Source organism: Paenibacillus radicis (ex Xue et al. 2023), from assembly GCF_024722015.1.
Taxonomy (GTDB): domain Bacteria; phylum Bacillota; class Bacilli; order Paenibacillales; family NBRC-103111; genus Paenibacillus_S.
Window position 1 is genome coordinate 260,694 of the sequence record NZ_JANQBD010000003.1, and the last position, 12,586, is coordinate 273,279.

Annotated in this window: 12 protein-coding genes; all 12 read right to left on the reverse strand. The window is 44.8% G+C overall.

The genetic code is table 11. From position 1 onward, the window contains the following. Positions 1 to 162 precede the first annotated feature (162 nt). Complete coding sequence (locus NV381_RS06045; protein WP_258212367.1) at positions 163 to 1,206, reverse strand: polysaccharide deacetylase family protein; 1,044 nt, start codon at positions 1,204 to 1,206, stop codon at positions 163 to 165. Between the two features lie 125 nt (positions 1,207 to 1,331). Beyond that, positions 1,332 to 3,434, reverse strand: coding sequence for a polyribonucleotide nucleotidyltransferase (gene pnp, locus NV381_RS06050; RefSeq protein ID WP_258212368.1), 2,103 nt, complete (start codon positions 3,432 to 3,434; stop codon positions 1,332 to 1,334). Between the two features lie 265 nt (positions 3,435 to 3,699). Continuing rightward, positions 3,700 to 3,969: a 30S ribosomal protein S15 gene (gene rpsO, locus NV381_RS06055; protein WP_258212369.1), complete on the reverse strand. Its 270-nt coding sequence runs from the start codon at positions 3,967 to 3,969 to the stop codon at positions 3,700 to 3,702. Positions 3,970 to 4,136: 167 nt separating this feature from the next. Further along, on the reverse strand, positions 4,137 to 5,075 hold the full coding sequence (locus tag NV381_RS06060; RefSeq protein WP_258212370.1) for a bifunctional riboflavin kinase/FAD synthetase: 939 nt from the start codon (positions 5,073 to 5,075) through the stop codon (positions 4,137 to 4,139). Positions 5,076 to 5,117: 42 nt separating this feature from the next. After that, positions 5,118 to 6,041, reverse strand: a complete 924-nt coding sequence (gene truB, locus NV381_RS06065; protein ID WP_258212371.1) for a tRNA pseudouridine(55) synthase TruB — start codon at positions 6,039 to 6,041, stop codon at positions 5,118 to 5,120. After that, entirely contained in the window at positions 6,038 to 7,042 is a 1,005-nt protein-coding gene (locus tag NV381_RS06070; RefSeq protein WP_258212372.1) for a DHH family phosphoesterase, read from the reverse strand. Before NV381_RS06070 ends, truB begins: the two co-directional genes overlap by 4 nt. Continuing rightward, a complete protein-coding gene (gene rbfA, locus NV381_RS06075; protein ID WP_258212373.1) occupies positions 7,039 to 7,395 on the reverse strand; it encodes a 30S ribosome-binding factor RbfA in 357 nt (118 codons plus the stop codon). Before rbfA ends, NV381_RS06070 begins: the two co-directional genes overlap by 4 nt. Before the next feature lie 5 nt (positions 7,396 to 7,400). Beyond that, on the reverse strand, positions 7,401 to 10,289 hold the full coding sequence (gene infB / locus NV381_RS06080) for a translation initiation factor IF-2 (protein ID WP_258212374.1): 2,889 nt from the start codon (positions 10,287 to 10,289) through the stop codon (positions 7,401 to 7,403). Continuing rightward, positions 10,282 to 10,611 carry a YlxQ family RNA-binding protein gene (locus NV381_RS06085; RefSeq protein ID WP_258212375.1) on the reverse strand — a complete coding sequence of 110 codons (330 nt, stop codon included), beginning with the start codon at positions 10,609 to 10,611 and terminating at the stop codon, positions 10,282 to 10,284. Before NV381_RS06085 ends, infB begins: the two co-directional genes overlap by 8 nt. Continuing rightward, positions 10,598 to 10,912, reverse strand: coding sequence for an RNase P modulator RnpM (rnpM, locus tag NV381_RS06090; protein WP_258212376.1), 315 nt, complete (start codon positions 10,910 to 10,912; stop codon positions 10,598 to 10,600). Before rnpM ends, NV381_RS06085 begins: the two co-directional genes overlap by 14 nt. A gap of 68 nt (positions 10,913 to 10,980) precedes the next feature. Beyond that, the gene (gene nusA / locus NV381_RS06095) at positions 10,981 to 12,078 is read right to left on the reverse strand and encodes a transcription termination factor NusA (RefSeq protein WP_258212377.1); all 1,098 of its coding nucleotides are present in this window, start codon (positions 12,076 to 12,078) and stop codon (positions 10,981 to 10,983) included. A 39-nt stretch (positions 12,079 to 12,117) separates the two neighbouring features. Beyond that, positions 12,118 to 12,576 (reverse strand): ribosome maturation factor RimP, encoded by a 459-nt coding sequence (gene rimP, locus NV381_RS06100; protein WP_258212378.1) that lies wholly within the window; start codon positions 12,574 to 12,576, stop codon positions 12,118 to 12,120. Positions 12,577 to 12,586 lie beyond the last annotated feature (10 nt).

Sequence of the window (12,586 nt, forward strand, 5' to 3'; positions counted from 1 at the left end):
ATCTTCTTTGTACTGCTTCGATCTTAAGCTTTTCTTTAAATATCAGAATCTACTTTTTCAGCAAAGCTGAATCATTCTGATATTGCAAGAAAAGCAACTGCTTTTAGACACGAATGTATCTTCTTTGTACTGCTTCGATCTGAAGCTTTTCTTATATTACCATTATTGCTCAGCAGACTCAACTTTGGGAACACGGTTTGTGGAAATTACCTCGCTTACGGTCCCAAGCTGTAGTCCTTTGTTTTTGATCACTTTAATCATCCGCTCCAACGCTTCGCTTGACGATGACGTCGGGTGCATAAGAATTAATGAGCCCGGCTCTACTCTTGTAGAAATTTTATTCACAATAGTGGAAGGCACTGGCTTTTGCCAATCTACGGTATCGAGCGTCCACAATATGGTTCTTAACTTTTGCTCACGGGCAATATCGACTGTTGCTTGGTTAAAATCTCCCGAAGGAGGGGCAAACAACACATTGTTTACTCCCAGTTCTTTTTCAAGCAGCTGTTGGGTTTTGTATATCTCTTGATAGGCTAGATCTCGTGATATTTGACTCATATTTTTATGGGAATACGCATGATTGGAAAGCTCATGCCCTTTATCCTTAATAATTTGTGCAGTTGGAACATTTTTTTTCAACCAGCTTCCATCGAAGAAAAAGGTCGCCCGGACGTTTTCTTTTTCCAGAATACTAAGCATTTTGGGTAAAAATTGTTCTCCCCATGCAACGTTGATCATCAGTGCTACCATGGGTTTCTCTGGATTTCCCTTATAAACAGGATGTGATCCCAATTGATCCAAACCGATGGCCGGCGGCACCTCCCTCATGATTAAATGCAATTGACCTGGTGATTGCCGCTCAAGTGTGAGGGCAAGCGACTTTTCTATGTCAACCTCCACCCCATTGTAGCCAGGTATCGCCTTCCATACTCTATCCAAACGCGCGTTGATAGGGGCAATCCGACGTTTTTCAGCTTCCAACATGATCTGTTCCTGAAGCATTGCCGTTTGATCCTGCAGCTTGCTCCAACCCGCATTAGCCTTTATGGCAGAAGGAATATCCAAATGAAACGGACTTGATGCAGGTACATTCGTTGAATGTTGTTTGGCCTGTTGTATGAAGGTTTGCACACTTTCTGAGCTCTGCAGCACCAGCATGACCGTTGCAAACAGACAGGTCATCACTATCACCTGAACATGTTTCATAAGCTTGCTCCTGTCAATGGAATCGTTTGTCCCATAAATATGCACCGGAGGACAAGATTAGACCAAAACAAAAAGAGACAGAATGCTCTGGCTCTTTGTCGTTGCAATACTATGAAATAAAGCGATTATGATTGAGCTGGTACTTGTGGAGTAAGAACGGCTTTGCGAGAAAGATTTACGCGGCCCTGTTGATCGATTTCGGTTACTTTAACGGTAATAGTGTCTCCAACCGCAACCACATCTTCCACTTTAGCTACACGTTCTGTAGATAGCTGAGAAATGTGAACTAATCCTTCTTTCCCAGGCAAAATCTCCACAAACGCACCAAACTTCTCAACGCGCTTAACTGTACCTAAATACGTCTCGCCTATAACTACTTCCTTAACAATACCTTCAATGATTTGACGAGCTTTATCGTTCATCTCTTGATTGGAGGAAGCAATAAATACTCGGCCATCTTGTTCGATATCGATTTTTACGCCGGTTTCTTCAATAATTTTATTAATAATTTTGCCGCCTGCACCGATAACATCACGGATTTTGTCCGGATTGATATGCATAGTTAAAATTTTAGGCGCATATTTGGAAAGCTGAGCTTTAGGCTGTTGAATACGCTCCAGCATTTTGCCTAAAATGTGCATTCTGCCTTGTTTCGCTTGCTCTAGCGCTTGTCCTAAAATAGCACGGTCAATGCCGTCAATTTTAATATCCATTTGCAAAGCTGTAACTCCTGCTGCTGTTCCTGCAACCTTGAAGTCCATGTCACCAAGATGATCTTCCATCCCTTGAATATCACTTAAGATTGAGAAATGTTCACCATCTTTAATTAATCCCATAGCTACTCCGGCAACTGGCGATTTAATCGGAACTCCAGCATCCATCATGGCAAGGGTACTCGCACAAATACTTGCTTGAGAAGTGGAGCCGTTAGATTCCAATACTTCGGATACAAGACGAATCGTATAAGGGAAATCCGTCTCTGAAGGAAGAACAGGCTCCAACGCGCGTTCGCCAAGTGCTCCATGACCAATTTCACGGCGACCTGGGGGACGCAATGGTCTTGCTTCGCCGACACTAAACGGCGGGAAGTTATAATGATGCATAAACCGTTTGGTTTCTTCCAAGTCAAGCCCGTCCAAAATTTGCACATCCCCAAGCGCTCCAAGCGTACAAATACTGAGAGCTTGTGTTTGTCCACGTGTAAACAATCCGGAGCCGTGTGTGCGCGGCAGCAAATCAATGTCGCATTCAATAGGACGAATTTCGTCTAAGCCACGTCCATCCGGTCTTACTTTATCGTGAGTAATGAGTCGACGTACTTCTTCTTTAACAATGTCATATAACGTTTCTTTTACATCGGCCAACTTCTCTGGTGTTTCAGCATACACACCTTTGAAATGTTCAACCGTTTCTTCATTCACCGCATCAATGGCTTCTTGGCGAGCATGCTTCTCAGCAATTTTAACAGCTTCAACCAATCTGGCTTGCGCAAATGCTCGAACATCGCGATTGACTTCTTCATCTACCGTATGTAATTTAACTTCCATCTTAGGCTTGCCAGCCTCTGCAACTAACTGCTCTTGAATGGCAACGATATTCTTAATTTCATCGTGACCGAACATGATTGCTTCCAGCATAACTTCTTCCGGAACCTCATTAGCTCCTGCCTCAACCATCATGATAGCATCTTTAGTACCGGCTACAACTAGATGGATATCACTTTTATCAACCTGCTCCAACGTCGGATTAATCACAAATTGACCATCCACGCGCCCAACGATAACTCCGCCAACCGGACCATTAAAAGGAACATCCGAAATGCTCAACGCCGCAGAAGTACCAATCATAGCAGCAATTTCCGGTGCACACTCTTGATCTACGCTCATTACGATGGAAACGATTTGTACATCATTACGGAAGCCTTCCGGAAATAAAGGACGAATCGGACGGTCAGTTAGTCTGCTTGACAATATCGCTTTTTGACTTGGACGACCTTCCCGTTTAATGAAACCTCCAGGAATTTTCCCAACCGCGTACAGGCGCTCCTCATAATTCACAGTTAAAGGAAAGAAATCAAGATCCTTTGGTCCTGTCGAAGCCGTCACCGTACATAGTACTACTGTATCTCCATAGCGAACCATTACCGCGGCATTCGCTTGCTTGGCAAAACGGCCCGTTTCAAGAATTAAGGGACGTCCACCTAAATCCATCTGCACTCTTTTTTCCATAAAAACCTCCTGAAAGTTATCATAATATTATAAGGAAACTTACTTCATAAGCATCCTCGGAAAATGAATGTTAGGTTTTGCTAATTTAATCTATATATCATTTCTGCATAATGCTCAGTATTTCCTTCTTTAATCGAAATAAATCTCTCTATTCCACAAAGAACGAAGTTATGCATACGAAAAAGCAACCTCGCTATCTGTTGTCCAAGCCCAAACCGGACCCGAACAGCAGACAACCATGGTTGCTCTTTTGCAGCTAATCCTATTAACGACGAAGTCCCAGCTTAGCGATCAAAGCGCTGTAGCGGCTAACGTCTTTGTTTTTCAAATAAGCTAACAGTTTACGGCGTTGGCCTACCATTTTCAAAAGACCACGACGGGAATGATGATCCTTCTTGTGAGTCTTAAGATGGCCAGTCAAGTTTACAATGTTTTCTGTAAGAATTGCAATTTGCACTTCCGGTGAACCTGTATCGGACTCATGCGTTTTGTGCGTTTGAATCAATTCTTGTTTACGTTCTTGTGTCAATGCCATTATTGAGTCACCTCCATGAATGATTTGGTATCCCCAAAGGCCCAGAGATCGTCGGAGTTCTCGATTCTCCATGCCAAGGTTCTAATGTTGCCGTTAACGACAACGTTGTTGATTATAACATAAGTTGCTAGTAAAAGTAAAATAATAGTTAGTCATTTTCTATAATATTACGCCAACAGCAGCTTAGCCTGCTCTGCATCTCTTTGAATTTGTGCTATCAGCTCAGCGACTCCCGAAAACTTGCGCTCCGGCCGCAGATAACTAATGAAATCTACAGTCACCTGATTACCGTAAATAGACTGAGAGAACTCAAACAGATGCGCTTCCAAAGTTGGCTGCTCGAGATTTGTCTCAAAGGTTGGCTTTTTTCCGACATTCATCACACTGTTATAGATTTGTCCATCAACGGTAACACGAACCGCGTACACACCTAAGGCAGGAATAAGGAAAGGATCAAGTAAATCAATATTGGCCGTAGGAAACCCGATCGTTTTCCCTCTGCCATCTCCGTGTACAACGATCCCATTTAACGAATAAGGTCGTCCCAATAAAGCGTTCGCTCGTTCGAGATTTCCTGACAATAAATGTTCACGGACCAATGTACTGCTGACCTTGCTTCCGTTTTGATGAAACGGTCGAATCACTTCAACAGCAAACCGCCCCTGTGCCAGCTCGCATAAAGTATCGGGAGTACCAGCCCCCAAATAACCAAAAGTAAAATCAAACCCAACAATCACGGTGTTGACTTTCATTGGTATGAGCATGTTTTCAACAAAATCGGAAGGAGAAACCTTCATCAGCTCATTATTGAAAGACACAATGTACATATTATTTACGCCTGATGCTTCCATAAGCCGTTTCTTTTCTTCCACGGGTGTCAAAAGCTGGACATATTTGCATTGGCCCAACACTTGTCTGGGATGAGGATGAAACGTCATGATAGAAGCGGGTATGTGCAAGCCTTCTGCAGTATGAATGGCACGCTTGATAACTTCCTGATGTCCCAAGTGAACACCATCGAAATCTCCAATAGCGAGTACCTGCGGCCCCATTTCTGAAAGATTGCCTTGTGATATTATAGGATATGCTAATTCTAGCGATTGCATAAATACAAAGTTCACCTACAATTCTTATGAGACGATAACATTCTAAGAGAACACTTTTACAGGACGGAGCTCGGAGCTGCCGGAATCCCATTGGAAAATCCCAACAAATTGGGCATTGGGGGAATAAGCGGTAAGCATCCGGTCATGAATTGCTTGAAGCTGCTCATCGGACGGTGTAAACACAACCTTTTGGCCGAGAAGCGCTCTACGGGCTTGTTCATCGGTTAAATTGACTGAAGGTAAATGAGCTAATGCTCTTTGTGCCGGGATCAGTTTCTCTGCAAGTGTTCCTTGCAGCATTTCCTGCTGAATCTGCTCCAAAGTTAGACATTGCTCAGGACCGATGCTTCCAGTAGAGGTCCGAACCAAATCCGACATAACAGCTGGATAACCTAATTTTTTGCCCATATCTACACATAGTGTTCGAATATAGGTGCCTTTCGAGCATTGTACATGGAATCGGATTTCCGGACATGGAAGATCTAGATCCATTTGCAAAATATCGATTTTGTAGATGGTTACCTTCCTTGATTTACGTTCCACTTCCAGCCCTTGACGTGCTAGCTCATACAATCGTTTGCCATCTACCTTTACAGCCGAGTACATTGGAGGGACTTGTTCAATCTCCCCTACGAATGATGAGATGACTTCCTCCACTTGAGCTTGCGAAAGACGAACCTCATCGGCACGCTCAATGATCTCTCCGCCTGCATCCTCAGTGTCCGTAGCAATACCAATCTTAAGAGTAGCCTCATAGGCTTTAGGAAGCTCTTGAATATATTCCACAAGGCGTGTAGCGCGACCTATGCACAACGGAAGTACACCCGTTACCTGAGGATCAAGTGTTCCTGTATGGCCGATGCGCTTAATTCGGAGAATCCCCCGAACCTTGGCTACTACATCGTGGGAAGTAAACCCCTTGGGCTTCCAAACGGGTAGTATCCCTTCGAATGTTTCTTTTGTCATGCCAGTGCCAACCCTACTTCCTTAACAACCTGTTGGACAGCTTCCTCTAAAGTACCATAAATCGCACAACCTGCAGCTCTTACATGACCGCCACCGCCGAATGTTTTGGCGACTTGCGCCACATCCACTTTACCCGAGGAGCGTAAGCTTACCTTTACAACGCCACCTGCTTTTTCCTTAAAAAGCAAGCCTACTTCAACACCCTCAACGTTTCGAGGATAATTGACGAGACCGTCCAGATCATCGCTTGATGCTCCGCTGTTCACCAAATCCTCCAGTGAAACCGCAAGCCAGCCTACTTGATTGCCGTGAGCAAATGCCAATGTATTCAAGCTGCTCTTGATTATAGAAATTTGTGGATAAGTAAGCTTCTCCAATAAATGCTCAGCCAGCTCATGCCCCTTAACGCCCCGCTTCAGCATGTCCGCAGCAATATTCATTACCTTAGCAGATGTGTTGGCGTAGCGAAAGCCGCCTGTGTCTGTCAGCAAGCCTGAATATATACATACGTTCAACTCGTGGGATAATGGAATATCCAATTGCAAAGCCAGATCATACAGAATCTCGACAGTAGCTGCCGCACTATCCATAACTAAGTTAACGCTGCCAAAACGGTCGTTGGTTGAATGATGATCGATATTCAGTATTTGGGCGTCATCCGTAAATACTCTGTGCACGCTACCGATTCTGGAATAATCCGCACAATCCACACTAATGATATTTTGATAAGCAGTTATCGCGGCAGGATTCGCTTCATAATTAACTATAGACTGCTGCCCTGCTGCCATATACATAAATTTATCAGGCATATGTCCTTCATTGATTAAAGTAAACCGCTTGCCCAAAGCACTCAATATCCAGGCAACCGCAAATGTTGACCCGGCAGCGTCCCCATCCGGTTGGATGTGTGACGCTACCAGGAAATCATCATGGGTCCGTATGAACTGAGCTGCGGCTTCCAATTCGGCTGCGTAAGCTTCAGAATGAGACGATACCGTCATAACCCTGCGTTCTCCGCATTAACTTGATCCAATAGACGCTCGATCTTAGTTCCATAATCAATGGAGGCGTCAAAACGGAACAGCAATTCCGGAATTTTGCGCAAGCGAATTCTTTTACCAATCTCTGAACGGATAAACCCGCTTCCGCGGCCTAATGCTTTCAATGTTTCTTCCTTCTGCTCATCGGTCCCCAGCACGCTAAGAAAAATTTTGGCCTGAGATAAGTCATTCGTGAGGTCAACTCCGGTTACAGTAATAAAACCGATACGCGGATCCTTCATCTCTGACTGAATAATTTGGCTCAATTCCTTCTTAATCTGCTCACCGACTCTACCTACTCGAACTCGAGCCATTCAAATCACCTCTCAACAGTTTCCATAACGAAGGCTTCAATAATGTCGCCCTCTTTAATATCGTTGAATTTATCCAGAGATATACCACACTCATAACCTTGTGATACTTCTTTTGCATCGTCCTTGAACCGTTTAAGTGAGTCAATGTTACCCTCAAATACGACAATACCCGCGCGGATCAAACGCATTTGTGCGTTACGAGCAATTTTCCCTGAGGTGATCATACAACCTGCAATAACCCCGATTTTGGAAACTTTGAAAACATTACGAACTTCTGCCTGACCAATAATATTTTCTTTATAGATTGGATCAAGCATCCCTTTCATAGCATGTTCAATTTCTTCCATTACTTTGTAAATGATGCTATGCAGACGAATATCCACTTTTTCCTGATCAGCGGTATTTTTAGCCTGCGGCTCAGGACGAACATTAAATCCGATGACGATAGCGTTGGAAGCAGAAGCCAGAATTACGTCCGACTCGGTAATAGCGCCAACTCCATGATGTAAAATTTTCACACGTACGCCTTCGATATCGATTTTCTCCAACGAACCACGCAGTGCTTCAACTGAACCTTGAACATCACCTTTGATGATAACATTCAGGTCTTTAATCTCACCATCTTTGATATGTTTATACAAATCATCCAATGTAACGCGAACATTCGCGCCCATCTCCGATTGTCTCAAGGTTACTGCACGTTTTTCGGCAATAGCTCTCGCCTTACGCTCATCCTCGAAGCAAATAAACGGATCGCCAGCTTGCGGCACCTCAGTTAAACCGGTGATTTCAACCGGAGTCGAAGGGCCTGCTTCTTTTAATTTCTTACCTTTATCATTAACCATTGCACGAACACGACCGAAGCAAACACCAGCTACGAAGCTGTCGCCTACTCTCAATGTACCATGCTGGATCAAGACACGGGCAACTGGGCCTTTACCTTTGTCAAGCTCAGCCTCAATAACGGTTCCTCTGGCACGTTTATTAGGGTTAGCTTTAATCTCTTGAACCTCAGCTACCAATAAAATCATATCCAAAAGATTCTCAAGTCCGATACGCTGTTTTGCGGAAATGTTGCAGAATATTGTGTCTCCGCCCCACTCTTCCGGAACGAGCTCATACTCGGTTAGCGCCTGTTTGATTTTCTCAGGATCAGCGCCCTCTTTATCTACTTTGTTAACTGCAACGATGATAGGCACTTTGGCAGCCTTAGCATGGGCTATGGCTTCAACCGTTTGCGGCATTACACCATCGTCAGCGGCAACAACAATTATCGTAATATCCGTTACTTGAGCTCCACGAGCACGCATCGAAGTAAAGGCTTCGTGACCAGGTGTATCAAGGAAAGTGATTTTCTTGTTATGAGTTTCAACTTGATAGGCACCGATATGCTGGGTAATTCCCCCTGCTTCGCCTTCCGTAACACTTGTTTTACGGATAGCATCCAGCAATGTCGTTTTACCATGATCGACGTGACCCATGATCGTTACGACCGGTGGACGTTCAAACAGATCCTCTTCTTCATCTTTTTCCTCGAATTGCTCGAACTTATCTTCCTCAACCGGAATTTTCAGTTCTACTTCTACTTTATAGTCGCTTGCAAGCAATTGAATGGCGTCAAGATCAAGCTCTTGGTTAATGGTAGCCATAACACCAAGGAACAATAGCTTCTTAATAACTTCCGAAGCATCCTTATGAAGAGACTTCGCCATTTCACCTACCGTCATGGTGCCGCGGACAATAATTTTCTTAGGTGTATTATCGATCTTTTCTTTCTTAACCGTCTCTTGTTGATATCTGCCTCTGTTATTGCCCTTGTTATTGCCTCTATTGTTTTGTGGACCTCTGGATGAACTGAATTTATTATCGTCAAAACGCTTTTCGTTAGGCTTGGTTTTCTTTGCCGTCTTGCCGTTTACTCCACCAGCATTTTCTTGATCGTTGTCAACGGGTCTGGCACCTACTGACTTATTAAACGGGCCAGAGCTTCCAGCTCCTCTTTGCTCAAAAGGCTTGCGCTGTTCAAAGGTGCCTTGTCCTTGAGGACGGCTCGCTCTTTGATCGCCAGGACGTCCGGCATTACCGCCAGTCGTACCGCTTGGACGGTTAGCTTGCTGTCCTTGGCCTCCTTGATAGCCGCCTGGACGGCTTTGGCCACCGCTTGGCTGGCTGCTGCTGCGTTGCTGGTAGCCTCCGCCTTGGCCTCCTTGTTGACCGCCGCTTGGTTGACCGCTGCGCTGTTGGTAGCCGCCTTGGCCACTGCCTTGTTGTCCACTGCGCTGCTGGTAACCGCCTTGGCCGCTGCCTTGTTGTCCACTGCGCTGCTGGTAGCCGCCTTGACCGCTGCCTTGTTGTCCGCTGCGCTGTTGATAACCGCCGCCTTGCTGTGAACCTTGGCCTTGAGGCCTATTGCCTTGATAGCCGGAACGCTGCTGCCCTTGAGAGCCGCCGCCAGTTTGATTACTTGAGCCTTGTGTTGATTGGGAACCTGCAGGTCTTGGTGCTGGTGCCGGTGCAGCTGAACTTGGTGCTGCTGATTGAGTTGAAGCCGCTTGAACTGTCTTCTCTGCTTCCGGCTTTGCTTGCTGAACCTGCGGTTGAGCCGGTGCTGATGCCGGTGCTTGTGCTTGGGGCTGAGACGTTACTTGCTGCGCCGTTTCCTTGGCAACTGTACTAACCGCACTTGAACTGCGTTTGGCAGCTGCATTTGCTTTAATGTCTTTAAAAAACTTCTCTACACTATCCACTGTATTATTCTCCATTACGCTCATATGATTGTTAACCGGGATACCTAGTCTTTTTAATATTGTTATAATCTCTTTGCTACTCATATTTAAAGACTTAGCATATTCGTATACTCTTAGTTTTTCCTTATTGTTGTCTTGATTACTCAATACTGTCCACCTCCGTACGATTTTCCAGACTTTTCTTCAGCATTTTCGCAAACCCCGCATCGGTCACGGCTATAACAACTCGCGATTCCTTCCCGATGCTTGCTCCCAACTGTTCACGGCTGCCGTACTGATGTAGGGGAACCCGATAGGTATTGCATTTATCGCCCACTTTTTTACTTGTATTGACCGCAGCGTCTTCAGCAACAATGACAAGCTTAGCCTCGCCCTTGCGAACTGAATCGATAACGGCTTCTTCACCTGTAGTTATTTTGCCGGCTCTCATAGCCATGCCTAAATTATTAAAAAAGTTATTCTTCATCATCCACCGCTGCTTCCTTGCCCGCAATAAATTCATCTTCCACTTTGATGAAGTCTTGCTCCAAAGCATCGTAGATGTCTGCACTTACCGTTTGTTTCAATGCGCGGTCCAAGGCCTTGCTCTTCTTAGCCAGCTTAAAACAGGACAACTTCCCGCAAAGGTAGGCACCCCGCCCCGCTTTTTTACCGCTTAAATCTATCAGTATTTCGTCACTTGGCGTTTTGACAACGCGGATCAATTCTCTTTTCGGCATCATTTGCTGACAGGCAACACATTTGCGAAGAGGAATTTTTCTTTGCTTCATCCGTGATCACCTCCGGTGCAACCGCACAGCGTATATATTGTCACCACTACCTGTACCGGCTGCTGGACTCAGTCAACGCTTACTGAATCCTGATTCATCTCATCATTATATGTTTTCGGGCGGCCATATTCTTGCTCAGCCTGAGTTTCACTCTTGATGTCAATCTTCCAGCCCGTCAATTTAGCGGCTAACCGGGCATTTTGACCCTTAATTCCAATGGCTAACGACAGCTGATAATCAGGTACGATTACACGTGCCATTTTCTCGCTTTCGAACACATTAACTTCCAGCACCTTCGATGGGCTCAAAGCATTGGCTACATACTCATCCACTTGCTCGATCCAGCGCACAATATCGATCTTCTCGCCCTTGAGCTCGTTCACAATGGTTTGCACGCGCATCCCTTTAGGGCCTACACATGAACCAACAGGATCTACTTCTGCATTGCGGGAATGAACGGCAATTTTAGAACGAAAGCCTGCTTCTCTGGCTACCGAACGAATTTCAACAACACCATCGAAAATTTCTGGCACTTCCAGCTCAAAAAGACGCTTCAATAAACCGGGATGCGTACGCGATAAAATAATTTGTGGCCCCTTGGTCGTGTTCTCAACCTTGGTTATGTAGGCTTTAACCCTATCGCCTTGTTTAAATTTATCGGTTGGCATCAATTCGGTTAACGGCAGTGCTGCCTCAATTTTTCCCAAATCAATGTAAATATTGCGTAAATCCTGACGCTGAACGATACCTGTAACGATATCCTCTTCTTTATCAACAAAAGCATTGTAGATTAATCCGCGCTCCGCTTCACGTATGCGTTGAGTAACTACTTGCTTGGCTGTTTGTGCTGCGATCCGTCCGAAGTCGCGTGGTGTGACCTCAATTTCGACAATATCATTCAGTTGGTAGTTGGCGTTAATTTCACGCGAAGCTTCCACCGAAATTTCCAGACGCGGATCCAATACATCATCTACAACCGTTTTGCGTGCATATACTTTGATCAATCCAGTGTGACGATTAATGTCGACTCGGACATTCTGGGCTGTATTAAAATTACGTTTATAGCTAGAGATTAGCGCAGCTTCGATTGCATCAATCAGCACTTCCTTGGCTATACCTTTCTCCCTTTCGATTTCCGACAGAGCATCAATAAAATCGGTATTCATTTGAACGGAGTTCCCCCTCTCATAAAATCCACTATTTATTTAAAATACGATTGCCAATCTCGCACCAGCCACTTTGTTAAAAGGGATTGTATGCTTCTTTTTGCCGATTTCTATTTCAACGGTTTCTTCATTAAACGACAGCAGCGTACCTTCGAATTCCTTCAATCCATTAATTGGCTCATAGGTGGTTACAAATACATTTTCGCCTACAGCGTTATAATAATCCTGCACTTTCTTCAATGGACGTTCCGCACCCGGCGATGAAACCTCTAAAAAATAGGCAGTAGGAATAGGGTCATCTTCGTCTAATTTTTCACTTAAAAATTCACTAATACGGCCGCAATCATCAATATCGATGCCGCCTTCCTTATCCACATACACACGCAAAAACCAGTTACTGCCTTCCTTTACATACTCTACTTCGACCAGCTCAAATCCGTTCTCTTCCATATAAGTCTGGAGAAGCGACTCTACTACGGATTTTATTTGCGCGCTCAACCTGCTTTTC

Excerpts from the sequence above, each read along its gene's own strand:
- NV381_RS06045 (WP_258212367.1), bottom strand. The coding sequence starts at position 1,206 with ATGAAACATGTTCAGGTGATAGTGATGACCTGTCTGTTTGCAACGGTC.
- pnp (WP_258212368.1), bottom strand. The coding sequence starts at position 3,434 with ATGGAAAAAAGAGTGCAGATGGATTTAGGTGGACGTCCCTTAATTCTT.
- rpsO (WP_258212369.1), bottom strand. The coding sequence starts at position 3,969 with ATGGCATTGACACAAGAACGTAAACAAGAATTGATTCAAACGCACAAA.
- NV381_RS06060 (WP_258212370.1), bottom strand. The coding sequence starts at position 5,075 with ATGCAATCGCTAGAATTAGCATATCCTATAATATCACAAGGCAATCTT.
- truB (WP_258212371.1), bottom strand. The coding sequence starts at position 6,041 with ATGACAAAAGAAACATTCGAAGGGATACTACCCGTTTGGAAGCCCAAG.
- NV381_RS06070 (WP_258212372.1), bottom strand. The coding sequence starts at position 7,042 with ATGACGGTATCGTCTCATTCTGAAGCTTACGCAGCCGAATTGGAAGCC.
- rbfA (WP_258212373.1), bottom strand. The coding sequence starts at position 7,395 with ATGGCTCGAGTTCGAGTAGGTAGAGTCGGTGAGCAGATTAAGAAGGAA.
- NV381_RS06085 (WP_258212375.1), bottom strand. The coding sequence starts at position 10,611 with ATGATGAAGAATAACTTTTTTAATAATTTAGGCATGGCTATGAGAGCC.
- rnpM (WP_258212376.1), bottom strand. The coding sequence starts at position 10,912 with ATGAAGCAAAGAAAAATTCCTCTTCGCAAATGTGTTGCCTGTCAGCAA.
- nusA (WP_258212377.1), bottom strand. The coding sequence starts at position 12,078 with ATGAATACCGATTTTATTGATGCTCTGTCGGAAATCGAAAGGGAGAAA.